Consider the following 22335-nt stretch of genomic DNA (forward strand, 5'->3'; position numbering starts at 1 on the left):
GCAGTTGTGCTTTAGAAAATAAACCGTACGCCCGCTTCGATGCTGCGGCCGGGTGCCGGGGCATAGTCGCGTAGCAGTGAGGTGGAATTGCGGATTTCCTCGTCCAGCAGGTTGCGCGCACTGGCAAAGAGTACCGCGTTGCTGCCGCCGATATTGAGGCTGTACTCGGCGCTCAGGTCCATGCGGGTATAGCCGTCGGTTTCTTCTTCGTAGGCGCCGGCGCGATCCTGGTCCGCAGCTTCGACTGTGCGCCATTCCCAACCCCACTGGTCGTAATCGGCACCCAGGGCCACGCCCATCCGAAGCGGTGGCATACGCGGTACATCAGAGCTTTCACCGATGATCGCATCATCGAAGCTAGCGCGCACCATGTCGCCAAACAGCGTGATATAGTGGCCGCCCTGCAAGGGGAAGGTCACTGAGGCCTCGGCTCCATAGAAAGTCGCATCGCGGTTGGCATAGGCATAGACCGGCAACTCCTCTTCCTCGCCGCCGGTGTTCTGCGCGTAGATGTAGTCACTGATCTGGTTGTAGAAAACGCTGGCCTCAATGCGCGCAGCGTGCCAGCCGCTAGCCGCTTCGTTGTGGTGGTGATAACCCAACTCCAAGTTGACGCCGCTCTCTTTGTCCAGCTCGCTGTTGCCTAATAGATAGCGGGATTCCGCCAGGTGCGCGCCATCGGCAAAGAGTTCCTCGGCCACGGGGGCACGTTCGGAATGGGTGGCGCCGAAGCTGAGATGCTGGTGCTCGGCGAGGAAATACTGCAGTGTGGCGCTGGCGCCGATCAAATTGTAATCGCGGTCGTTGCCAATTTCTGGGTCTATATCCACTCTCTCCAACCGGGCGCCCAGATCTAAGTGCCAGCTACTCCATTGGCGCTCCTTCATAGTAAAGAAGCCGGCACTGCGGGTACGTGAGGGCTGGATAAAGGCTTCGTCACCCACTGCGGCAAAGTCTTTGTCGGTCAATTGCAGGCCGTAGGCACCGCGCCAGCCGTTGCCGGCATCGTGGGTTATTTCAACCCGGCTCTCCCAGGCCTCATTGGTGAAGCGTGTGCCCGGATTTCCGGCATCCAGCTCCACATGCTCATAATCGTTGTAGCCGATACGCAGGCTCAGTTTGTCCCAGTAATCGCCATCGAAGCGGTGCTCGCCTTTCAGGTCATAGCGGGTTTGCACCAGGTCGATGCGTACCGCATCGACCTCACCGGCCTCGGCGTGCTCCTCGTGTTCATCGTGGTCGTCGTGGTCTTCACCCGCGTGGTCCTCATCTTCGTGGTGGTGCTCATGAGTGCCCAAGGGGATGCCGTAATTGTTTTCCAGCCGGTTTACAGAGAAGCCAATAAAGCCGCTGTCGGTGATCCAGGAAACCCCTCCGCTATAGCTGTGGGCGCGGGCATTGGTATTGCCCACGAAGCCATCGGTGTTGAACTCGTCCTCGTGCTCACCTTCTTCGCCGGCGTGCTCTTCATGTTCGTCGTGTTCTTCATGCTCAACGATGGCCAGGCCCGGGATTTCGGTATTGTCGTTTTCCCGATAAACCCCGTCTACATACCACGCCAGCTGCCCAGCACCACCGGTGAAACGAAATACTGAGGCGTCCTGGCCGTCGGCGGTGTTGTGGCGCAGCTCAACTGCGCCCTCCACTTTCTCTGGCACGGCAGTGGGGATACGTCCGTCGATGATGTTCACGACCCCTCCCACGGCACCGCTGCCGTAGCGCAGGGCGGCGGGACCGCGCAGTATTTCGATGCGTTCCGCAAGCAGTGGCTCGATACTGGCGGCGTGATCGGCGCTGGTGTTGGAAGCGTCGGATACATCCAGGTTATCGCTCAAGATCTTTACACGGTTGGCACTCTGGCCGCGGATAACCGGCAGCCCCACGCCACTGCCGAAGGAGGCATTGGCTACACCGGGTTGGTCTTGCAAAGTTTGGCCCAGGGTTGCCGCGGCGGATTTGCGCAATGCGTCCCCGGAGAGAATAGAAACCGGAGCTGCCACTGCGTCGGCGGGCTTATCCAGCGGCGAGACGGTGACATTGACCTCTTCCAGGGTCGAGTTGTTTTCAGCGGCGTAAATAGCGGGCGCGGCCAGGCTGGCAATGGCCAGGGCCAGAGTATTGAACTTAATCATTGGTTGTTTTCCTGTCACAGGCGGACAATGCCACACGCGCTCCAGCGTGGGCATTCACTAAAAAATTATCGGTTCTTGGGTATTAACTGAGTGACAGGGGGAAGGGAGGGGCGCGCGCACTCTGGCGCTCTGGCTGGCAATTGTGGGCTGTTGGCGCAGAGGGCCGTTCGTAGTGACTTTGGGGCTCAGCCTGTACGAGCAATGGCTCGCTGCCGAGTGCTGCAGGTGAATGCATACAGCACAGGTCACACATCTCCACCTGGGTGTTGCCCAGGTGGAAGTGCTCCGCCCACAGCGGCTGAGCTGCTACTACGGCGAGTAACAGAAACAGGCTGGCCCAGTAATGGGATTTTCGGCGCTTTAGAGTAACCATACCGCGCATGATATGTAGTTGTGATTATGAATCAAGTTTCATCTGACACTAGCGGACCACAGGGGGTGTCATTCATCCTATAATTTGCGCCCTCTGTCTTATCGTGCAAATAAGGATCGCTTTCGATGCGTACAGCTAGCGTCACTCGTGACACCTTGGAAACCAAGATTCAAGTCAGCGTTAATCTGGATGGCCAGGGCCATGGCCAGTTCGCGACTGGGGTTCCCTTCCTTGAGCATATGCTTGATCAAATTGCCCGCCACGGCATGATCGACATGGACATTAGCTGCGACGGCGATATTCATATTGACGACCACCATACGGTGGAAGATATCGGCATTACCCTTGGCAAAGCCATTACCCAAGCATTGGGAGACAAGAAGGGCATGACCCGGTATGGCCATAGCTATGTGCCTTTGGATGAGGCCCTCTCCAGGGTGGTGATTGATTTCTCAGGGCGCCCAGGCCTGGTGATGGAAGTGCCTTTTACTCAAAAGCGTATCGGCAATTTCGATACCGAACTGTTTTTTGAATTCTTCCAGGGCTTCGTCAATCATGCCCTGGTGACGGTGCATATCGATTGCCTGCGCGGCCATAACGCCCACCACCAGGTAGAGACTGTATTCAAAGCCTTCGGCCGCGCCCTGCGTATGGCACTAACCCCGGACCCGCGTATGGCCGGCACCATGCCTTCCACCAAAGGAGTCTTGTGATGGGTAAGGTCGCAGTACTCGATTACGGTATGGGCAACCTGCACTCGGTTGCCAGCGCTTTGAATAAAGTGGCTCCGGAGGTCGAGGTTGTGTTGGCGCAAACTCCTCAGCAGGCTGAGGGCGCAGAACGCATATTAGTCCCTGGAGTCGGTGCCATTCGCGATTGCATGGCAGGGTTTGTTGAAGCGGGCTTTGCCCCGCTACTCAAAGATGCTATTGCCGCCGATATCCCGATACTGGGAATCTGCGTGGGTATGCAAATTATGATGCGCCACAGCGAGGAGAATAGTGGGATTGATTGCTTGGATATCTTTCCGCAGCCCGTAAAATTTTTTACTAGCGACCTTTTAACGGTGAAGGGCAGCGAGCGTTTGAAAGTACCACATATGGGCTGGAATAAGGTGCGGCAAACCCGTGAACACCCTCTTTGGGGGGCATTGCTGATGGTAGCCGTTTTTATTTTGTGCACAGCTACTATGTTCCGGCAATAGACAATGATGAGATAGCGGGTGAGACGCAGTATGGCCTCCCACTAGCTGCGGCAATGGCCAGGGGGAATATCTTTGTTACGCAGTTCCACCCGGAGAAGAGTGCCGAGAGCGGCTTGAGATTGTTGAAGAATTTTGTCAATTGGAATGGCCGGGCCTGAGTTGCCTCGATCTATCTTGAAATATTGAGTTAATTGCTGACGGAAATAGGAAAGCATGATTGTAATACCCGCTATTGATATGAAAGATGGTCAGTGTGTGCGCCTGCGCCAAGGGGAAATGGATGATGTAACGGTATTTTCCGAGGATCCTTTGGCCCAGGTAGAGGAGTGGGTCCAGCAGGGAATCAAGCGTTTGCATTTGGTGGATCTCAATGGTGCCTTTGCGGGCAAGCCGGTGAATAATGAAATCATCACTGGTATTGCCAAGCATTTTTCTGACTTGCTGGTCCAGATTGGAGGTGGGATTCGCGACCTACACACGATTGAGAAATATCTAGATGCAGGAGTTAACTGGGCAATTATTGGTACTGCTGCGGTGAAATCTCCGGAGCTGGTACAGCAGGCCTGCAAGGAATTTGAAGGGCATATCATTGTAGGGCTGGATGCAAAAGATGGGTTGGTAGCTACAGAGGGTTGGGCAGAAGTGTCTGAACTAAAAGCAGCGGAACTGGCCAGACGCTTTACTGACTGTGGGGTGAGTTCAATTATATATACGGATATTGCCCGCGATGGCATGATGCAGGGGGTCAATATAGAAGCCACACTGGAAATGGCCCAAGCGACTCACCTACCTATAATTGCCTCCGGTGGTGTCAGTAGCATCGAGGATATCGAGAAATTGCTGGATACTAGGAAGATTTACGGGGCAATTACGGGGCGGGCAATTTACGAAGGGAAGTTGGACCTGCGCGAAGCACAACAACTTTGTGATCAGTGGAATAAGTAATGGCGTTAGCACAGCGAATTATCCCCTGCCTTGACGTGGATGCCGGGCGTGTAGTCAAAGGCGTGAACTTTGTAGACATCCGCGATGCCGGTGACCCTGTGGAGGTTGCTCACCGCTACAATGAGGCTGGAGCCGATGAAATTACCTTTTTGGATATCACGGCGACCCATGAGCAGCGCGATACTATTCTGCATACCGTGGAAAAGATGGCTAATAAGGTATTTATTCCACTCACCGTGGGCGGCGGTGTACGCACTCTGCAAGATATTCGCAACCTGTTAAATGCCGGGGCAGACAAGACAGCGATTAACTCTGCTGCGGTGAAGAACCCTGAGTTTGTGCGCGAGGCAGCAGAACGCTTTGGCAGTCAGTGCATCGTAGTGGCCATTGATGCCAAGCAGGTGGGGGAGAACCGCTGGGAAATCTTTACCCACGGTGGACGTCAGCCCACTGGTATTGATGCAGTGGCCTGGGCTCGGCAGATGGCTGAGTATGGTGCCGGGGAAATTTTGCTTACCAGTATGGACCGCGATGGTACTAAGAACGGTTTCGACCTGGGGTTGACCAGGGCGGTGACCGAGGCGGTACCTGTGCCGGTGATTGCTTCCGGCGGTGTTGGAAATCTCCAGCATTTGGCTGAGGGCGTTCTACATGGCGGTGCTGACGCAGTATTGGCGGCCAGTATCTTCCACTTTGGCGAATACAGCATTGCTGAAGCTAAGGCATTTATGCAGGAAGCAGGTATAGAGATGCGCCTGTAGGCGTATTGAGTTGCCCTTGGAAAGCTAGGCTTTGAGCGAGTGCGCTGGCGGCGGGCCGGGAGGCCCGCCGCGCGCCAGTTACAGCTTTTCGTCTGTGCGGGCGAAGCGTTCGCGCAGACCCCTGTCCCTGTGAGCGTAGAGATTCAGCCCTTTGAGCACATTGAGTGCTTCGAAGATCTGGTTGTCACGATCCAGCCAGTTATCCCGCTCTTCCTGCTCCCGCGCGCGATCCTCAGAGGTGCGATCGGCACCGCCGTTGCCGTTATTCAGGTGTCCGGCAAGGTCGGCTTCTGTGGGGCGCTTGGAATTTTCCAGGCGGGTGATCTTTACCCTTTCCACCACAATATCCGGAGTGATGCCCTGGGCCTGGATCGAGCGTCCATTGGGGGTATAATAAAGTGCAGTGGTGAGTTTGATTGCGCGCTCGTTAGTGATGGGAATCACTGTTTGCACTGAGCCTTTGCCAAAGCTATCAGTCCCCATTACTACGGCGCGGCGGTGGTCCTGTAGAGCTCCGGCGACAATTTCCGCTGCCGAGGCAGAGCCGGCATTGATCAGCACTACTAGTGGAGCACCTTCTGTCAGGTCTCCGGGTTCGGCAGAGTAGCTCAGATTGGAGGATTCATTACGGCCCTCGGTATAGACGACCAGCCCTTCTTCCAGGAAAGCATCCACTACTTCAACCGAAGATTGCAGGACACCACCTGGATTGTTGCGCAGATCGATAATCAGGCCTTTGAGAGGGCCCTTTTTCTGCAGCTTGATTAACTCTTCCGCCACATCGGTGCCGGTATCCAGCTGGAACTGACTGATGCGTAAATAGCCGTAGCCTTCATCGAGTACTTTACTGCGCACACTGCGCACACGCACGGTGTCGCGTTTGAGGGTGACATCGAAAGGTTCTTTGTGGCCTTTGCGGGCGATAGTCAGGGTGACACTGCTGCCTTTGGGGCCACGCATCCATTCCACCGCCTCATCCAGGCTGACACCCTTCATGGATTTACCCGCAAGGCGCAATATGACATCCCCGGCCTTTAAGCCCGCGCGCGAGGCAGGAGTATCGTCCATCGGTGTCACCACGGTAATGTGGTCATCCGCGATACCAACCTCGATACCCAGGCCGGCAAATTCGCCGGTGGTATTGGCTTGCAGGTCATCGAAGGAGCGGCGGTCGAGGTAGGAAGAATGAGGGTCGAGGCCCTGCAGCATACCTTTGATGGCATATTCAAGCAGGGTACGATCGTCTACTTCCTCGACATACCCCTGGCGGATTTGCTCGAATACTTTGGCAAAGCTGCGTAAGTCTTCTAGAGGTAGGCGCCCGGTGGCCTCGGCGATGACATCGGGTTGCTTGCCTCCTTCGCTAAGACCCATCAAAGGCAGGGTTGCGAGGGTGGCCGCGCCGAGAAAGGTGGTCAGCGCCTTGGGTATGAACATGTTGTTGTGACCTCTGCCTTATTTCTTCGCTGCTTTGCGAAAGTGTAGACCGCAGAGATTGGCAGGGATTCTAAGATGACGCCATTTTCTACGATGTCATAGGCTTAGTCGCGATAAAACGAACTGTCTTACAGGTGGGCTGAGTAGCTGGTGGCGGGGTCTTTGGACTTCCTGGCCTAGTGGTTTGTTAGGACAGGACACCCGATAGAAGAAAGTGTACTTGAAACCTTATTCATCACAGCGATTGTTGTGGAATGGCGACAAAAGATTGGGCCTCTGCCGCCGACAGCTTATCAGGATCGGCACCAAGCAGTTGGATCTTTCGCCTTACCGCGATGGCGGATCTCAAAATAGACACCGCTCTGAGTAAGCCCGCCTGTATTGCCCACGCGCGCGATTGTTTCACCGCTCTCCACCCACTCGCCAATATTGCGGGTAAGGGATTGGTTGTGTGCATAGAGGCTCATATAGCCGTCACCGTGATCGAGAATCACCAGCATGCCGTGGCCGCGCAGGTAGTCAGAAAATACCACTCGCCCGCGGTGTATAGCACGCACAGGCTCTCCTTCGGCTGCGCGGATAGTCACGCCCTTCCAGGTGATGCCATTGGTGCGGCGCTGTCCATAGGCGTTGGCGCGGCGCCCCTTTACCGGCCACTGCATCTTGCCTCGCTGGCGAGCAAAGGGCTTTTGCTCCCCTGGATTCACGAGAGAGGCGATGGCGCGGCCAACTTCATCAATCAATTTTTGCAAGCGTGAGCGATCGCCCTGCAATTGCTTAAGCTCGCCACTGCCATCAGCGAGTTTCGCAGCCAGCTTGTCGAGGGTGCGTTTGCGATTCTTCTGGGCACTGCGCAACTTACTCTGGCGCTCCTGTAGCTGTTCCCGTTCTCCCTGCAGAACTAGCTGCTCACGCTCAATAGAACTGCTGACGGTCTCTAGTGAGGCGAGGGTTTCCAGGTAGCTGTCAATGGTGTGGCTGCGTTCTTGGAGGAAGTAATCGTGATAGCGGAGTTGGCGAGCGATGTTCTGGGGATCTTGTTGGTTGAGCAGGAGCTTGATCTGTTCTTGTCGGCCTAGTCGGTAAGCGGCGGCGATCTCCTGTTCGACCCGCCGCTGCATACTTCGTCGCGCCTCCTGCAGCTGCTTCTGTTCCCGCTGCAGTTCACGCAACTTGTCCGAGCGGCTGCGCATATCTTTTTTAATCTGGTCTATCCGCCGGTGAAGCCCTGAGATGTCCTTCTCGTTCTCTTCCAGATCCTTGAGCAGCTGGTCGCGCTGCCCGCGCACCTGGTTAAGTTCCAGTTGCAGGGATTCGATGCGCTGCTTGATTTCCGCGAGGCGTGCCTGCTGGTCCGCTTCTGCCTGGCTCCAGGCGGGCAGTGACAGCAGGGCAATCAGGAAGAGTACGAGAGTTTTCATCAGTCCATTTTTACCAAACTGTGGCCGGTCATCTCTGCCGGCTGTGGCAGATCCATCAACGCTAACATGGTTGGAGCCACGTCCGCCAGACTGCCTCCGTCACACATTTGTACATTGCGTTCACCGATGTAGACAAATGGTACCGGCAGGGTGGAGTGCTGGGTGCTGACCTGGCCGGAGTTGGCGTCGAACATTTCTTCTACATTGCCGTGGTCAGCAGTAATCAGTACTTCGCCGCCGGCGGCCAGGGCAGCATCTACGACACGTTCCACACATTGGTCCAGGGCTTCCACGGCTTTTACAGCGGCTTCGAATACCCCTGTGTGGCCGACCATATCGCCATTGGCGTAGTTACAGATAATGGCGTCATATGCGCCGCTCTCAATCGCCGCCACCAGCTTGTCGGTGACTTTCGGCGCGTTCATTTCCGGTTGTAGGTCGTAAGTAGCTACGTCGGGGGACTTGATCAGTTCGCGGGTTTCACCGCTGTAGGGCTCTTCGCGACCGCCGCTGAAGAAGAAAGTAACGTGGGCGTATTTTTCGGTCTCGGCAATGCGCAGCTGGGTCTTGCCCTGAGTCGACAGATATTCACCGAGGGAATTCACCAGATTTTCCGGTGGGAAGGCACAGCTGGCGTGGATATCCGCAGCGTATTCGGTGGTCATCACAAAGTCCGCCAGTTCTGGTTTGGCTTTGCGCTTGAAGCCGCTAAAGTCCGTTTCGGTTAAGGCGCGAGTCAGCTGGCGCGCGCGATCTGGGCGGAAATTCATAAAGATAAGAGCGTCGCCATTCTGGATGGGAGCGGGCTCGCCGATAATTGTCGGGGCAACGAATTCATCACTTTCACCGCGCTCATAAGCGGCGGCCAATCCGGCCAGGGCGTCAGACGCTTTGTACTCTGAGGTACCGAGGGTGAGCATGTCGTAGACAGATTCGGTGCGCTCCCAGCGTTGATCGCGGTCCATGGCAAAGTAGCGGCCGGCAAGGGTAGCCATATGAGCATTGCCTATGGAATCACATACCTGCATCAGCCGTGCGATAGAGGGCTCGGCGCTGCGCGGCGGCGTGTCACGACCATCCAGGAAAGCGTGTACATAAATGGCGCGGGCACCGCGCTGCGCAGCCAGGGTCACCATAGCGACGATGTGGTCTTCATGGCTGTGCACACCGCCTTCAGACAGTAACCCCATAATGTGCACCGCACCGTTATTGGCGATGGCTTTGTCCACAGCCGCTGTATAGGCAGTGTTGCGGAAGAAGTCGCCATCCTGAATTGCTTTGTTGATCCGGGTGAAGTTCTGATACACCACTCGGCCGGCACCCAGGGTCATGTGTCCCACTTCAGAATTACCCATTTGTCCATCGGGTAGGCCCACTGCCATACCGGAGGTCTGGATCAGGGTTTTTGGGCGGCTGGCCCAGATGTTGTCCCAAACCGGGGAGTTTGCGGCGTGAACCGCATTGTGCTCGGGATTGTCGCTGTGGCCGAAGCCGTCCAGAATCAGCAGGACCAAGGGGCGTTTGTGCGGGGCTTGCGGAGCGGCCATAGCGACGGGATTCCTCTATTGGATGGTTTAAATTGCGGACGCGGATTTTAACCTGTTCGGCCATCATTTAACCATGTCGATTAGCCAGGGCGCAGCCTCGCAAAGGTAGTGTAAGCACGGCGGAGGTACCATTTTACTGGTTAGAAATTCGCCACAATCGTGTATACTCCCGCCAGCTTTGGCGCAGCAGCGCCGTAACGATAACCACTAAGGATTTTGGGGGCGGAGTGGATTTTTTCGTCTTTTTGAGTGAGCAATGGCTGTTGGTTGGCCTGCTCGTGGCATTGCTCTATGCGCTGGTTCTGAGCGAGCGCTATAAGGCCGGTGTACCGGTATCCATGCATGAAGTTACCCGGCTGATTAACAGCGATGGGGCCAAGGTGCTGGATGTGCGCGATCGCAGTGAATTCACTGACGGGCATATCGTCGATGCCCTGCATATCCCCCACGGGGACGTGGCTGAGCGCATTGCTGAGCTGGAGCCTTTTAAAGATAAGGTCATTATTGTCGCGGACAAAATGGGTCAGCACGCAGGGCCTGTAGGGCGTATGTTGAAACAAAAAGGCTTCCAGGTGCGCCGCCTGCAGGGTGGCATGAGTGAGTGGAGCAACCAGAACCTGCCATTGGTCAAGGGAAAGAGTTAGAGCGGTAGCTTGTTTTGATAGCATTTGGCGGAGTTTTGTTATGCAGGATGTAGTCATCTACACCACCCGTTTCTGTCCCTACTGTATTCGTGCCAAGCAACTACTCGACAGCAAGGGCGTGAGCTATCGCGAGATCGCGGTGGATAATAAACCGGAACTGCGTGCGCAGATGGCGGCTAAAGCGGGGCGCCGCTCAGTGCCGCAGATTTGGGTTGGCGATGTTCATGTGGGAGGTTGTGACGATTTGATGGCGCAGGAGCGCGCTGGCAAGTTGGATAAGTTACTGAAATCCACTGGCTGAAAAAGGTTGTCGCCGTGTGCCACATGCGGCGGCAGGTTTTTGCTATTTATCCGTACCGGGCCTTGAAACGGTATTTTCAGGCCCCAATCTGAAGACTCATACAGGGAGTCTTTCTCACGGAAGGCATCAATAAACTTTATAAAGAACAGGCTGTAACATGGCTGAAGAATTAAACGGCGCGGCAAACGCAGAGGCTCCACAAGTACAATTCGCGATGCAGCGTATCTACCTGAAGGACCTCTCCTTCGAGACTCCCATGGGTGTCGAGGTTTTCAAGAAACAGTGGAAGCCCCAGGTTAACCAGGAGCTGAACACCAAGACCGCCAAGGTTGATGAAGACCTGTATGAGGTTGCGCTCACTCTGACTATCACTGTGAAGCTGGAAGAAGACACCGCCTTCCTGGTGGAAGTAAAACAAGCCGGCCTGTTTGGCATTAAAGGTCTGGAAGGTCAGCAGCTGGCCCAGGCACTGAATACTGCCTGCCCGCAAATCCTGTTCCCCTACGCCCGCGAAGTGATCGACAACGCTGTAGTTAAAGGTTCTTTCCCGGCCCTGATGCTGCCGCCGGTTAACTTTGATGCGCTGTTCGCCCAGGCGCTGGATCAGGCCCAGAAGCAGGCCGAAGGTGCACAAGCTGACGCATAATCACACGTCACTTGTCAAAAAGGTCCCTGAGGGGGCCTTTTTTTATACCTGCAACTTGCCCTCTGGGCGAGTGGTGGAATTTCTGTTCCCATAAGAACCTAAAGAATTGCTGGGAGTTGCTTATGCAGTGGGATTTACCGACACCCTTTACGCGCAGAGTGACCGTAGGTACACACCATGTAGATGGCCTGCGCCATGCCAACAATGCGGAATATGTGCACTGGTGTGAAGCTACAGCCTGGGCTCACAGTGCTGAACTGGGATTAGATGTCACGAATTACCAGGATCTCGACCGGGGAATGGCCATTCGCCACGGAGAGTATGACTATATACTGGCGGCGAGAGAGGGGGATGAACTGGTATTTGGCACCTGGCTGACAGAGGTGGATGGGCGCCTGAATATGACCCGCCGCTTTCAAGTCTTTCGCGCCGCCGATGGGGCACTGGTATTGCGGGCCCAGTGGCGGATGGTGTGCATCGAGCTGTCCAGTGGTAGGCCGAAACGTATGCCGGCGATCTTCAAGGAAATTTACAGTCCGGCAGTTATTGCCCCGGAGGCTGAGGAATATGAGTGAAGAGTTTGTAACCCTGACAGAGAATACAGGGGCACTTAAGGACAAGACCATTTTTATCACCGGCGCCAGCCGAGGTATTGGTCGTGCTATAGCGCTGAAGTGCGCAGCGGACGGTGCAAACATTGTGATTGCTGCCAAGTCGGCAGAACCACATCCAAAGCTGCCCGGCACCATCTTCTCGGTCGCCCAGGAGGTTGAGGGCTCTGGTGGAAAGGCCTTGGCCCTGCAGGTGGATGTGCGTGATGAGCAGCGGGTTCAGGACGCGATGGCTCAGGCCGCAGACAGGTTTGGGGGTATCGACGCGGTGATCAATAATGCCGGCGCGATCAACCTGACCAATGTAGAGTCCACCCCGCCCAAGCGCTACGACCTGATGCAGAACATCAACAGTCGCGCAGTGTATCTGACGGCTCACTTGGCAATTCCCTACCTTAAGAAGTCTGACAACGCCCATATTCTCAGCTTGTGCCCCCCGCTGAATTTACAGCCCAAGTGGTTGGGGCCCTTTGCCCCCTATGCCCTTTCCAAATTCGGTATGACCATCTTGAGTTTGGGGTTGGCTGAAGAGCTGCGTGAGGCGGGAGTTAGCGTGACTACTTTATGGCCGCGTACGTTGGTGGCTACTGCGGCAATCGAATTTGCGGTGGGCAACCGCGAGATGTTTGAACAGAGCCGCAAACCGGCGATCATGGCGGATGCTGCTTACGAAATACTGGCGACTGAGAAAGGTACTCTTACTGGACGCCAGTTAATCGATGAAGAGCTTCTGGTGGAGCGTGGTGTAAAGGACTTTACCGACTATGCTCACAACCCGTCCAATGCGGGGGAATTAACTAAGGATTTATTTCTAGACTGACGCTGGCAGGGGGTATTTCGTGAGCAGCGACAGCAAGTTATTTAAAGACGCCCTCGGTGAACTGGGGGGTTAAACCACTGGTGCAGGAGCGCCGGGTGACATTGCGCAAGGAAGGTGAAACACCTGAGCAAATCCTGCGTGAGCGCCGCGCTGCGGCCACTCGCAAGACTGAGCGCGAAATGAATCCCCTCTCCGGCGAGTATGTTGAGCTGGTGGCACCCTGGGACCCTATTGAGTTTAAGCGGGATGGGGTGCAAAACGGGGTATTCCGCAATTTGCGTCTGGGTAAGTACACAGTGGATGCTCGCCTGGATTTGCATCGCCACTCTGTGGAGATGGCGCGTAGTATCGTCGTGGAATTTGTGCGGGATTGTGTGGAGGCGGACGTACGCTGTGCCCTGATCACTCATGGAAAAGGGGAGGGACGTAAGCAGCCGGCGCTTTTGAAAAGCTGTATTAATCACTGGTTGCCGCAACTGGATGAGGTTCTAGCTTTCCACAGTGCGCAGAAGCAACATGGTGGTATGGGTGCGACCTATTTGTTACTACGCAAGAGTGAGCGCAAGCGGCAGGAAAACCTGGAGAGGCACCAGCGTCGCCGTTTGTAGGTGCGCCGTGGTCATGTTTTTGTCACTTTTTGAAAGTATGATGCGCGGCATAGAGGCTTTCTTAAGCGAATGCGCATCTGACTCATCTTTTTGATTCTTCTTGATTGTAATATTGGCGACTCTTTGGGTCGCCTTTTTTATGCTTGTAACCTTTGTGTAGAGTGATCTTAGCGCATGATTTCATCAACCCGACTAAATTCGAGCCGGGTATTGCTGTCGCGACTACTCATAATCAATTTGTCCCCAACGACTTCGAGGAGTCGGGCTTTGCGCAGTGCCTTCAGGTAGTCGGCCTCCAGCTCATCACTGGGATGGGCCCGGCCTTTACGTGAGATGGCTGGGACTGTTGACCAGGACAGAGCACCGTTGCTCTCCAGGGAAAAGCGTCCCAGGTAGGGGTTTACACCGCCGCTTCCGCGTACAAAACCAAAGCGGTCACAGGTGAAAAAAGGTCTTTCGCGCCAAAATTTCCGCCATATGAGTAGGTACTCATAGGTATGTTCGCCATCTTTCAGACTGGACAGAACCCACTCGTGATTACAGGCAGACCAGGCTGAATGTCGGAGAGGCTGGGGTTCACTGGGGGCGTCAAAGGACATACACCCGGAAAGAAGCAGGGCGAGCAGGCTTGGAATCATAAGCTGCAAGCGTAAGTGATCTCGCGGCATGATGTCGTTCTCGTAAGTATTGCGACATTTAATCGTAAAAATTACCAGCGGTCTGTGGTGGCGTTCAAGGTCCTGCACGGACATATTCAATATATATATCACCGGAAGCATCGCGCAGGATCAGGCGTTTTCCCCGGGATTTGGTAAAAGCTTGGCGGGTGCCGGAGAGCGCCCGCAGGTAAGTATGTTCCTGTTGCAGCAGCTGGGGTGGACCGCCCATTTTGGTAGATACAAAGCTGGAGGTGTCCCACAACATCTGGCCGTTGGCCGTAATTTGTAATTCCCCACGATAGGTATTGATGCCGCTGCGGCCCATTACATTGCCATCGGGGTTGCACAGGAATGTGAAGTTTTCCGGTTTTTGTACCGGGATAGCGGCCCCGTTAACTCGCAGGCGCACCAACTGCCACTTTTTACCGCATACACTCTGCGGGTTCCCCGCATTTTGTATGACTCTTGCTTCCTCCGAACCGGTTGCCAGGCATCCGCCAATTACCAGCAGGGCTCCCAGTAGCCATATTTGCACCAACCTGCTCATTGGCGAATAACTCCCTTATTCCGATTTTCGTTTTCCCGCTTTGTCCAATATATCCAGCCGGAATCTGCCTCATATATAAGCCTAGTAATTGCCTGCGATAGGGAGTCGACAGGAGTGACAAGCTATGCTTCCACTGAGATGGGGGTAGGGATTTGCGGATAAATACAGACATGATCAGACGCACGAAAATTGTCGCCACACTCGGTCCCGCGAGTGACCAGAGCGATACCCTCTGCCAGTTGATTGCGGAGGGAGTCAATATGGTACGCCTCAATTTTTCCCATGGTGTTTCCGCAGATCACCGCCGCCGGGCCGAACAGGTTCGTGCTGAGGCGGCGCGGCAGGGGTGTCATGTTGCGATTCTCGGTGATTTGCAGGGACCTAAAATTCGGGTGGGCAAATTTGGCGATGGTCGAGTTTTACTGGAGAGCGGTTCGGAATTTGTCCTCGACCCCAACCGAGCGGATGCGGGTGGCGATGCCAATGGGGTATCGGTGGATTATCCCCAGTTAGCACAGGATTGTGTCCTCGGCGATTGCCTCTTATTGGACGATGGTCGCCTCAGTTTGCGAGTAAAAAAATCGAAGGCACTGAAGTTATTACTGAAGTGGAGTCAGGGGGCTGGCTTTCGGATCGCAAAGGGATTAATAAACAAGGTGGAGGACTCACAGCCCCGGCCTTGACTGAAAAAGACCTGCGGGATATTCAGGTAGCCGCGGAGTTGCAACTGGATTACCTGGCTGTTTCCTTTCCCCGTGAGGCTCAGGATATTCACCGGGCGCGGGAACTCCTGCAACAGGCTGGCGGCACTTCCCAAATCATCGCCAAAATAGAGCGTGCTGAAGCGGTTTCCAGTGATGCGCATTTGGAAAAATTAATCCTGGCAAGCGACGCAATAATGGTGGCACGCGGTGACTTGGCGGTAGAGATTGGCGATGCGGAGTTAATGGGGGTACAAAAACACCTGATTAAATTTGCGCGCTACCTGAATCGCACAGTAATCACCGCTACTCAAATGATGGAGTCGATGATTTCCAACCCAGTGCCGACAAGGGCCGAAGTGTGTGATGTTGCCAATGCTGTCCTGGATGGTACTGATGCGGTAATGCTCTCGGCGGAAACTGCCAGCGGTCGTTACCCGGTGGAGACAGTGCGGCATATGGCTGAGGTGATTATTGGGGCGGAAAAACACCGTGCTACCCAGAGGCCCTCAGATATTTTACGTGGTAATTATCCGGCTGGTGATGCTTGTATTGCTGTGGCTGCTATTACCATTGCGAATCATTGCAGGGATATCAAGGCGATTATCTGCCAGACCGAAACCGGAAATACTGCTCTACTGATGTCACGGGTCCGTTCGGTAATCCCCATTTATGCCTTTTGTCGACACCGCCGTATCTGTAACCGTGTGGCGCTTTACCGGGGCGTCGATCCGGTATTGATGGCAGTTGCGGGCATGGATGGACCCTCCAGGGACCAAAAGGCAATAGGCCACCTGAAGCAGAGGAAGCTGTTAATGCCAGGAGATTTTGTTTTGGTTTCGCGAGGCTATCAACAGGATATTGGTGGTCACACAGATACCCTGCGGGTTGTTCGCGTTGAGTAAAGCTCATCTTACTCAACTGTAAATTTCAAATTTAAATAAAAATCGGAGTATTTAAATCTATTTTTAGCCGGAGTGGCTACAACGCACCAGGGTTTTAGTTTCCAATTCCTGCTCTACACAGTGAAATTTTTGCCCGTTCAAGGACAGTGACTTGGGGCTTCCCTTGGGCGCGGTTGTCGAACAACCGGCAACTCCTGTTGCCAGGGCCATGGTAAGCAGAAGCAGTAGTAATTTCTGCACCGCAGTTACCTCTTGACTTGCAATGAGTTGCACAAGCTTGTGATGTGTCTTTTCTCAGATTAGAGGGAATAAATGTCAAAGTGAGGAAATAAGCGACATTTTGTAAATTGTGGCGACACTTATCGCAAGTGATGAGGTGAAGATAGCTTGTCGAAACTTTCAATTTCTAGAGTATTGGTTTTTTGAGGCCCAGATTTCAGGGTTGTGTTCACTTTAAAGACCAATGTCTGTCCCGCTTTTTAGTGCCCCACCGGGACTAGGAAAAATCCCGGTGGGGTAAAAATTTTTATAACAGCGGATGATTAGCGTCTCCCGCGGTAATGCCCTCCACGAACGCGATGATACCCGCGATGCCCTCTGTAACCGCGATGTCCTCTATACCCGCGATGGCTGCGATACACTCGGTGGCCGCGATATCCGCCATGGTAGGCGCGAACACGCAGGTAGGATGGTCTGGGAGAGTAGAAGCGGTTGTAGTAAGGCAGCCCACGATAGTAGTACCTCGCACGATAGCGAGGATTTCCGCGGAGCGCGGGGGAGCGGTAATAGGAGTAGGCTCCGCCATAGTAGTAGCCGTAGCGCGGTGTTGCCCGGTAGTACTGGTAAACGGGCGTTCGGTAGGAGACATAAATATTACTTGAAGGGTAGTAGTTGGGGGTGGCGTAAGGGTATACGTAAGAGGAGGTATAGGCGATTCCCCCCACTGTAATAGCCACCATAACCTCCGGTTGTACAGGCCCCTAAGGTGAGGCCCACACATACCGTGGCGGCGATAATCACCGACTTCACAGCTCTATTCATAGTGCTTTCTCCGGTAAGTGGAATTTCCCCCGGAGAGGCCGTGCCCACAGGGGGCAAGCCCCTTGTGTGTGCCAATCTGGCGAACACTAAATTTCGGGATTAATAGGGCCTGGCGCGGAAGCGTGGGTCGGGAGGATCAAGCACCTGAAAGCCTCTGTTCACTACTGCCGGTGGTCTCAGGCGGTAGAAATTGCCGTCCCAGTAGAAATTACAATGCTGCACGTTGTGACAAGTGCCATCGGGGTGACAGTGGGCATAGCGACCACGCAGGTTGTAATAGGTCTTACTGTAATAAGGGCTGTATCCGTAATAACTGGCTGAACAATCGTAACTCCCACATGGGTAGCCGGAACCACTGCAAGCAGAGAGGGAAGCTCCCGCTGCGATTGCCAGTGCAAAGCCAGAGCCACAGAGCAGCCTTCTGGACAGCGATTTCATCAAGACCTCCACGCCTTTTGGCGGGTAAAACGTCTAATAATCAGCCTAGCACTTTTGTCGCAAAAATCATCATGAAGTAAAAAAAATGTTCTAGTAGGGGATTGGCGGGCAAATTGGTAATGAGATGAGACGAATGGAAAGTCCCACTTCTGAGAGGCGGTTGTCTGGAGCAAAAACGGTAAGGTGGGGAGGGGGTAAAACCACTAAATATTCACAAAATACCGGGATGGAATATCGCCGATATTTTGTGAGAAAGGCTCCTGCCAGCCTTGCTGGTTGCGGGAGCTAAATCAAATTATTTGGCGCTCGGCAGTACTAACGGGCTTACAGCATCGAGGTAAGCGCCGCTGCTTAGTAGCTGTTTAGCATCTTCAATATCCGGAGCAAAGTAACGGTCTTTATCATAGAAAGGCACTCGCTCGCGCAGTTTTGTCTTCGCCGATTCCAGTTTTTCTGTGGACTTTAATGGAGCGCGAAAATCCAACCCCTGGCAAGCTGCGAGTAATTCCACAGCCAAAATACCACAGGTATTGTCGGCCATTTCCCGCAGGCGGCGGCCGGCAAAAGTCGCCATGGAAACGTGGTCTTCCTGGTTTGCGGAAGTGGGCAGGGAGTCCACGCTGGCAGGATGTGCCATGGATTTATTTTCACTGGCCAATGCGGCAGAAGTAACCTGGGCGATCATAAAGCCAGAGTTTACTCCGCCATTTTCCACCAGGAACGGGGGCAGGCCGGACAAGTTGCTGTCGATCAGCAGGGCCATACGGCGTTCGGATAGCGAGCCGATTTCTGCCAGTGCCAACGCCAGGTTATCGGCGACCATGGCCACTGGTTCCGCGTGAAAATTACCGCCGGAAATAATGTCAGAGTTATCCGGGTTTTTCTCGTCGGTAAATACCAGTGGGTTGTCGGAAACACCATTTGCTTCGGCCAGCAGCACTTCAGCGGCAAAGCGCATTTGTTGGAGACAGGCGCCCATTACCTGGGGTTGGCAGCGCAAGGAGTAGGGATCTTGCACTTTCTCGCAAAACTGATGTGAATCACCGATCTGGCTATTTTCACCGAGCAGGTCGCGGTAAACGGCGGCGACATCCCGCTGTGCCTGTTGGCCACGGGCGTTGTGGATACGGTCGTCGAAGGGACGGCGTGAGCCCTTGGCGGCTTCCAGTGTCATGGCACCGGTAACCAGTGCGCCGGCGAATAAATCCTCGCTGGCGAACAGGCCGAGCAGAGCAAAGGCGGTGGAAGCCTGGGTGCCGTTTAGCAGGGCGAGGCCCTCTTTGGGAGCCAGGGTGATAGGCTCCAGGCCTGCGGCTTTCAGGCCCTCATGGGCATGCTTGCGTACGCCTTTAATAAATACTTCACCTTCGCCCAGCAGTACCACACTCATATGGGCCAGCGGTGCCAAGTCACCTGAAGCACCTACAGAGCCCTTTTCGGGAATTGCAGGGTAAACGCCTGCATTAACCAGTTGTATCAGTGCTTCAATAACCTGAGGGCGCACGCCGGAAAAACCGCGGGCCAGGGAGTTGATTTTCAGTACCATCAGCAAGCGTACGGTAGCTTCGCTCATAAAGTTGCCGGTGCCGGCGGCATGGCTCAGTACAATAGCGCGTTGCAGGTTTTCCAGGTCGTGCTTTTCAATGCGAGTGTTGGCGAGTAGGCCAAAACCGGTATTGATACCGTATACCGTGCGGCCTTCGGTAATTACCTGGGCAACGGTGTGGGCAGAAGCTTCGATAGCGGGGTAGGCACTTTTTGCCAGGGACAGCTGCACCGACTCGCGAGCTACGCGGCGCAGTTGCGCAAGGCTTAACTGGCCGGGATCGATTTCCAATTGATACATAAATTAATTCACCAAAAAATATTTACTGCACTGGCGCCGGTCGTCCAGCCCGAAAAAATTATTCGGGCCGTAAGAGATTTCTACCGGCGGTATTTTTATTGCGGTAAAAAATCAGTCTTTCAGCATGGGCAGGTCGAGGCCCTGTTCTTTTGCACATTTTTTCGCGACTTCATAGCCGGCATCAGCGTGGCGCATTACGCCGGTGGCAGGGTCATTCCAGAGAACACGCTCGATACGCTTGCGCGCAGCTTCGGTGCCGTCACAGACAATCACCACACCTGAATGTTGGGAGAAGCCCATGCCGACACCACCACCGTGGTGCAGGGATACCCAGGTGGCACCGGAGGCGGTATTCAATAGGGCGTTTAGCAACGGCCAGTCGGAGACAGCATCGGAGCCATCCATCATGGCCTCTGTCTCGCGATTAGGGCTGGCCACTGAGCCGCTGTCTAGGTGATCGCGGCCGATAACCACTGGTGCTTCCAATTCGCCATTGGCGACCATTTCGTTAAATGCCAGAGCCAAGCGGGCACGATCTTTCAGACCAACCCAACAGATACGTGCGGGCAGTCCCTGGAAATGAATGCGCTCACGGGCCATATCAAGCCAGTTATGCAGCTGCGGATTGTCGGGGATCAACTCTTTAACTTTGGCATCGGTCTTGTAGATATCTTCCGGGTTGCCGGACAGGGCCGCCCAGCGGAAAGGGCCTACACCTTCACAGAACAGCGGGCGAATATAGGCGGGTACAAATCCGGGGAAGTCGAAGGCATTTTCCACACCCTCTTCGAGGGCCATCTGGCGAATATTGTTGCCGTAGTCGAGGGTGGCGGCGCCGCGCTTTTGCAGCTCCAGCATGGCTTCCACCTGGATAGCCATGGATTGCTTGGCCGCTTTTACCACCGCGGCCTCGTCTTTTTTCCGCATTTCTGCAGCGTATTCCATGGTCCAGCCTTTAGGCAGGTAACCATTTAAAGGGTCGTGTGCGGAAGTTTGGTCGGTAACTGAATCTGGCAGAATATTGCTCTGCACAATTTCCGGGAAAATATCGGCTGCGTTGCCCAGCAGGCCAACCGAAATGGCTTCGCCTTTTTCCATGGCCTCTTCAATCATTTGCAGCGCTTCGTCGAGACTGGTGGCTTTCCTGTCTACATAGCCAGTGCGCAAACGGAAATCGATACGGGTTTCATCGCACTCCACCGCGATCATGCAGAAGCCTGCCATAGTGGCTGCCAGGGGCTGGGCGCCACCCATGCCGCCGAGGCCGCCGGTGAGAATCCATTTGCCTTTTGCTTCTCCGTTAAAATGTTTGCGTGCCACTGCTGCAAAGGTTTCATAGGTTCCCTGTACGATGCCTTGGGAGCCGATATAGATCCAGGAGCCGGCGGTCATCTGGCCATACATGGCCAGGCCTTTTTTATCCAGCTCGTTGAAGTGTTCCCAGTTGGCCCAGTGGGGAACCAGGTTGGAGTTGGCAATTAATACTCGCGGCGCATCGGCATGGGTTTTAAATACACCTACTGGCTTGCCAGACTGTACCAGCAGGGTCTCATCTTCTTCCAGGCGCGTTAGCACTTCGATAATCTTGTCGTAGCATTCCCAGTCACGTGCTGCGCGGCCGATACCACCATAAACCACCAGGTCTTCCGGGCGCTCTGCAACTTCTGCATCCAGATTGTTCATTAACATGCGCAGGGGAGCTTCGGTAAGCCAGCTTTTAGCATTGAGCTTGGTGCCGTGAGGAGCGCGGATTTTACGACTTGGGTCGTGACGTTTATCGGTGGACATGGATTCCTCGCAAAATGAATTAGTTAAATTTCATGCGCCCTTATTGCTGGCTATTTGGCCAGTCGGCGATTTTTTTGATAAAGCAGTGTCTAGAATCTCAGTTGTGCACCCAGACGGTAGCGATTGCCCGGGTGTACTAAGCGCGCAAAGCTCACGGTGCCGGCGCTGCTCTTGGTGCGTCTCCATACCTGCAGGCATGCATCGCCGGTAGCTATTTCCAATGCGTAGGCAATGGATGCTTCTGCGGCGATCGCTTCAACAGTGGTATCCGCCTCGGTTAAAGGTGCAACCCTGGAAAGATAGGCGTTGGGCGTAGTGTGGGCGAAATCCTGCTGCAGGTATTCCGGGGCTAATGCAGGATTGGTGAAGCGCTCCTCCCATTGAATGGGCAGGCCGTTATCACAGTGCACAATAATGGAGTGAAAAACTTTGGCCTGTTCGGGCACTTCCAGGGCGCGCGCCACTTCAGCGCTGGCCATACACTGCTGTGCCAGCAAAATGCGGTTGCTGTAGCTGTGTCCGCGTGCCGAAATCTCATCGGCAATATTGCGCACTTCTAATAGGGAACTGGCAGGCACCGGCTCAGCAACAAAAGTGCCAAGCCCTTGGGAGCGCATCAGTACCCTTTCGTCGGTCAGTTCGCTCAGGGCGCGCCTGGCTGTCATACGACTGACACCAAACTCTTGCGCCAGCTGGTTCTCCGAGGGCACCTGGAAGTGGACGGGCCAAGCGCCAATTTCAATTTGTTGGCGGATATGGCGCTTAATCATCGCGTAGCGTGGCTCGCTTGCAGTATTCATAGACTCAGGTACAGTGTAATGAATGCTTGTATATGGTTGTATATACAATGGGTGTTTCTGGCTACTATGGTGGCCAAAATGATGACTGTCAAGCCGGGGCTATGGTCTGTATCCTGAGTGCTTCGGTTTTTGCCTGGCAGCTCAGCCGGGCATCTATGGT

General features: G+C 54.5%; 23 protein-coding genes and 2 pseudogenes. 11 read left to right on the plus strand and 14 right to left on the minus strand.

The window, feature by feature from the left end; translation table 11 throughout:
• Positions 1-11: 11 nt before the first annotated feature.
• Both P3339_RS00820 and P3339_RS00825 read right to left on the minus strand, forming a co-directional pair.
• The gene (locus P3339_RS00820; protein WP_282952131.1) at positions 12-2132 is read right to left on the minus strand and encodes a TonB-dependent receptor; all 2121 of its coding nucleotides are present in this window, start codon (positions 2130-2132) and stop codon (positions 12-14) included.
• An 82-nt stretch (positions 2133-2214) separates the two neighbouring features.
• A complete protein-coding gene (locus P3339_RS00825) occupies positions 2215-2514 on the minus strand; it encodes a hypothetical protein (protein ID WP_020414068.1) in 300 nt (99 codons plus the stop codon).
• Positions 2515-2630: 116 nt separating this feature from the next.
• Between P3339_RS00825 and hisB the strand changes: the two genes are divergently transcribed.
• The 4 genes and pseudogenes from hisB (at position 2631) to hisF (ending at position 5415) form a co-directional block, all read left to right on the plus strand.
• Positions 2631-3218, plus strand: a complete 588-nt coding sequence (hisB, locus tag P3339_RS00830) for an imidazoleglycerol-phosphate dehydratase HisB (RefSeq protein WP_020414069.1) — start codon at positions 2631-2633, stop codon at positions 3216-3218.
• A pseudogene (gene hisH / locus P3339_RS00835) lies at positions 3218-3867 on the plus strand (imidazole glycerol phosphate synthase subunit HisH). The gene hisB and the pseudogene hisH overlap by 1 nt, the downstream one beginning before the upstream one ends.
• 55 nt (positions 3868-3922) lie before the next feature.
• Complete coding sequence (hisA, locus tag P3339_RS00840; RefSeq protein ID WP_282952132.1) at positions 3923-4654, plus strand: 1-(5-phosphoribosyl)-5-[(5-phosphoribosylamino)methylideneamino]imidazole-4-carboxamide isomerase; 732 nt, start codon at positions 3923-3925, stop codon at positions 4652-4654.
• The gene (gene hisF, locus P3339_RS00845) at positions 4654-5415 is read left to right on the plus strand and encodes an imidazole glycerol phosphate synthase subunit HisF (protein ID WP_282952133.1); all 762 of its coding nucleotides are present in this window, start codon (positions 4654-4656) and stop codon (positions 5413-5415) included. Before hisA ends, hisF begins: the two co-directional genes overlap by 1 nt.
• A gap of 78 nt (positions 5416-5493) precedes the next feature.
• Here the strand turns inward: hisF and P3339_RS00850 are convergent, their stop codons facing one another.
• The 3 genes from P3339_RS00850 to gpmI all read right to left on the minus strand — a co-directional run bounded on the left by P3339_RS00850 (position 5494) and on the right by gpmI (position 9820).
• A complete protein-coding gene (locus P3339_RS00850; protein WP_282952134.1) occupies positions 5494-6852 on the minus strand; it encodes a S41 family peptidase in 1359 nt (452 codons plus the stop codon).
• A 293-nt stretch (positions 6853-7145) separates the two neighbouring features.
• Complete coding sequence (locus P3339_RS00855) at positions 7146-8273, minus strand: murein hydrolase activator EnvC family protein (protein ID WP_282952135.1); 1128 nt, start codon at positions 8271-8273, stop codon at positions 7146-7148.
• The gene (gene gpmI / locus P3339_RS00860; RefSeq protein WP_282952136.1) at positions 8273-9820 is read right to left on the minus strand and encodes a 2,3-bisphosphoglycerate-independent phosphoglycerate mutase; all 1548 of its coding nucleotides are present in this window, start codon (positions 9818-9820) and stop codon (positions 8273-8275) included. Before gpmI ends, P3339_RS00855 begins: the two co-directional genes overlap by 1 nt.
• 227 nt (positions 9821-10047) lie before the next feature.
• Between gpmI and P3339_RS00865 the strand changes: the two genes are divergently transcribed.
• From P3339_RS00865 to smrA, 6 genes are all read left to right on the plus strand, one after another.
• The gene (locus P3339_RS00865) at positions 10048-10464 is read left to right on the plus strand and encodes a rhodanese-like domain-containing protein (protein WP_282952137.1); all 417 of its coding nucleotides are present in this window, start codon (positions 10048-10050) and stop codon (positions 10462-10464) included.
• Between the two features lie 40 nt (positions 10465-10504).
• Complete coding sequence (grxC, locus tag P3339_RS00870) at positions 10505-10765, plus strand: glutaredoxin 3 (protein ID WP_020414077.1); 261 nt, start codon at positions 10505-10507, stop codon at positions 10763-10765.
• Positions 10766-10922: 157 nt separating this feature from the next.
• Entirely contained in the window at positions 10923-11411 is a 489-nt protein-coding gene (gene secB, locus P3339_RS00875; protein ID WP_020414078.1) for a protein-export chaperone SecB, read from the plus strand.
• Positions 11412-11533: 122 nt separating this feature from the next.
• Positions 11534-11986 (plus strand): acyl-CoA thioesterase, encoded by a 453-nt coding sequence (locus P3339_RS00880; RefSeq protein WP_020414079.1) that lies wholly within the window; start codon positions 11534-11536, stop codon positions 11984-11986.
• Complete coding sequence (locus P3339_RS00885) at positions 11979-12842, plus strand: SDR family oxidoreductase (protein ID WP_282952138.1); 864 nt, start codon at positions 11979-11981, stop codon at positions 12840-12842. Before P3339_RS00880 ends, P3339_RS00885 begins: the two co-directional genes overlap by 8 nt.
• 56 nt (positions 12843-12898) lie before the next feature.
• Positions 12899-13450 carry a DNA endonuclease SmrA gene (smrA, locus tag P3339_RS00890; protein WP_282952139.1) on the plus strand — a complete coding sequence of 184 codons (552 nt, stop codon included), beginning with the start codon at positions 12899-12901 and terminating at the stop codon, positions 13448-13450.
• 167 nt (positions 13451-13617) lie between these two features.
• Here the strand turns inward: smrA and P3339_RS00895 are convergent, their stop codons facing one another.
• Complete coding sequence (locus P3339_RS00895; protein ID WP_282953648.1) at positions 13618-14202, minus strand: META domain-containing protein; 585 nt, start codon at positions 14200-14202, stop codon at positions 13618-13620.
• On the minus strand, positions 14183-14656 hold the full coding sequence (locus P3339_RS00900; protein ID WP_020414083.1) for an META domain-containing protein: 474 nt from the start codon (positions 14654-14656) through the stop codon (positions 14183-14185). Before P3339_RS00900 ends, P3339_RS00895 begins: the two co-directional genes overlap by 20 nt.
• Before the next feature lie 170 nt (positions 14657-14826).
• Here P3339_RS00900 and pyk point away from each other — a divergent pair.
• Positions 14827-16262 (plus strand): annotated as a pseudogene (gene pyk / locus P3339_RS00905) (pyruvate kinase).
• Between the two features lie 63 nt (positions 16263-16325).
• Here the strand turns inward: pyk and P3339_RS00910 are convergent.
• The 7 genes from P3339_RS00910 to hutC form a co-directional block, all read right to left on the minus strand.
• Complete coding sequence (locus tag P3339_RS00910; protein WP_282952140.1) at positions 16326-16502, minus strand: hypothetical protein; 177 nt, start codon at positions 16500-16502, stop codon at positions 16326-16328.
• A gap of 286 nt (positions 16503-16788) precedes the next feature.
• The gene (locus P3339_RS00915) at positions 16789-17130 is read right to left on the minus strand and encodes a hypothetical protein (protein ID WP_282952141.1); all 342 of its coding nucleotides are present in this window, start codon (positions 17128-17130) and stop codon (positions 16789-16791) included.
• A gap of 5 nt (positions 17131-17135) precedes the next feature.
• On the minus strand, positions 17136-17303 hold the full coding sequence (locus P3339_RS00920; RefSeq protein WP_282952142.1) for a hypothetical protein: 168 nt from the start codon (positions 17301-17303) through the stop codon (positions 17136-17138).
• A gap of 99 nt (positions 17304-17402) precedes the next feature.
• Complete coding sequence (locus P3339_RS00925; protein ID WP_020414087.1) at positions 17403-17741, minus strand: hypothetical protein; 339 nt, start codon at positions 17739-17741, stop codon at positions 17403-17405.
• A 295-nt stretch (positions 17742-18036) separates the two neighbouring features.
• On the minus strand, positions 18037-19587 hold the full coding sequence (hutH, locus tag P3339_RS00930; protein WP_020414088.1) for a histidine ammonia-lyase: 1551 nt from the start codon (positions 19585-19587) through the stop codon (positions 18037-18039).
• Positions 19588-19698: 111 nt separating this feature from the next.
• A complete protein-coding gene (gene hutU, locus P3339_RS00935) occupies positions 19699-21375 on the minus strand; it encodes a urocanate hydratase (RefSeq protein WP_282952143.1) in 1677 nt (558 codons plus the stop codon).
• A gap of 89 nt (positions 21376-21464) precedes the next feature.
• Positions 21465-22175 (minus strand): histidine utilization transcriptional repressor HutC, encoded by a 711-nt coding sequence (gene hutC, locus P3339_RS00940; protein ID WP_282952144.1) that lies wholly within the window; start codon positions 22173-22175, stop codon positions 21465-21467.
• Positions 22176-22335: the final 160 nt, after the last annotated feature.

It is taken from the genome of Microbulbifer sp. MLAF003, assembly GCF_030012965.1.
GTDB classification, from domain to species: Bacteria; Pseudomonadota; Gammaproteobacteria; order Pseudomonadales; family Cellvibrionaceae; genus Microbulbifer; species Microbulbifer variabilis.

What these genes read in the sequence shown, in the direction of transcription:
- hutH (WP_020414088.1), bottom strand. Translation starts at nt 19,587, where the DNA reads ATGTATCAATTGGAAATCGATCCCGGCCAGTTAAGCCTTGCGCAACTG.
- P3339_RS00895 (WP_282953648.1), bottom strand. Translation starts at nt 14,202, where the DNA reads ATGTCCGTGCAGGACCTTGAACGCCACCACAGACCGCTGGTAATTTTT.
- P3339_RS00880 (WP_020414079.1), top strand. Translation starts at nt 11,534, where the DNA reads ATGCAGTGGGATTTACCGACACCCTTTACGCGCAGAGTGACCGTAGGT.
- P3339_RS00920 (WP_282952142.1), bottom strand. Translation starts at nt 17,303, where the DNA reads ATGAATAGAGCTGTGAAGTCGGTGATTATCGCCGCCACGGTATGTGTG.
- P3339_RS00900 (WP_020414083.1), bottom strand. Translation starts at nt 14,656, where the DNA reads ATGAGCAGGTTGGTGCAAATATGGCTACTGGGAGCCCTGCTGGTAATT.
- P3339_RS00825 (WP_020414068.1), bottom strand. Translation starts at nt 2,514, where the DNA reads ATGCGCGGTATGGTTACTCTAAAGCGCCGAAAATCCCATTACTGGGCC.
- P3339_RS00885 (WP_282952138.1), top strand. Translation starts at nt 11,979, where the DNA reads ATGAGTGAAGAGTTTGTAACCCTGACAGAGAATACAGGGGCACTTAAG.
- grxC (WP_020414077.1), top strand. Translation starts at nt 10,505, where the DNA reads ATGCAGGATGTAGTCATCTACACCACCCGTTTCTGTCCCTACTGTATT.
- hisB (WP_020414069.1), top strand. Translation starts at nt 2,631, where the DNA reads ATGCGTACAGCTAGCGTCACTCGTGACACCTTGGAAACCAAGATTCAA.
- P3339_RS00820 (WP_282952131.1), bottom strand. Translation starts at nt 2,132, where the DNA reads ATGATTAAGTTCAATACTCTGGCCCTGGCCATTGCCAGCCTGGCCGCG.
- hisA (WP_282952132.1), top strand. Translation starts at nt 3,923, where the DNA reads ATGATTGTAATACCCGCTATTGATATGAAAGATGGTCAGTGTGTGCGC.
- P3339_RS00925 (WP_020414087.1), bottom strand. Translation starts at nt 17,741, where the DNA reads ATGAAATCGCTGTCCAGAAGGCTGCTCTGTGGCTCTGGCTTTGCACTG.
- P3339_RS00855 (WP_282952135.1), bottom strand. Translation starts at nt 8,273, where the DNA reads ATGAAAACTCTCGTACTCTTCCTGATTGCCCTGCTGTCACTGCCCGCC.
- hisF (WP_282952133.1), top strand. Translation starts at nt 4,654, where the DNA reads ATGGCGTTAGCACAGCGAATTATCCCCTGCCTTGACGTGGATGCCGGG.
- hutU (WP_282952143.1), bottom strand. Translation starts at nt 21,375, where the DNA reads ATGTCCACCGATAAACGTCACGACCCAAGTCGTAAAATCCGCGCTCCT.
- gpmI (WP_282952136.1), bottom strand. Translation starts at nt 9,820, where the DNA reads ATGGCCGCTCCGCAAGCCCCGCACAAACGCCCCTTGGTCCTGCTGATT.
- P3339_RS00915 (WP_282952141.1), bottom strand. Translation starts at nt 17,130, where the DNA reads ATGTCTCCTACCGAACGCCCGTTTACCAGTACTACCGGGCAACACCGC.
- secB (WP_020414078.1), top strand. Translation starts at nt 10,923, where the DNA reads ATGGCTGAAGAATTAAACGGCGCGGCAAACGCAGAGGCTCCACAAGTA.
- hutC (WP_282952144.1), bottom strand. Translation starts at nt 22,175, where the DNA reads ATGAATACTGCAAGCGAGCCACGCTACGCGATGATTAAGCGCCATATC.
- P3339_RS00850 (WP_282952134.1), bottom strand. Translation starts at nt 6,852, where the DNA reads ATGTTCATACCCAAGGCGCTGACCACCTTTCTCGGCGCGGCCACCCTC.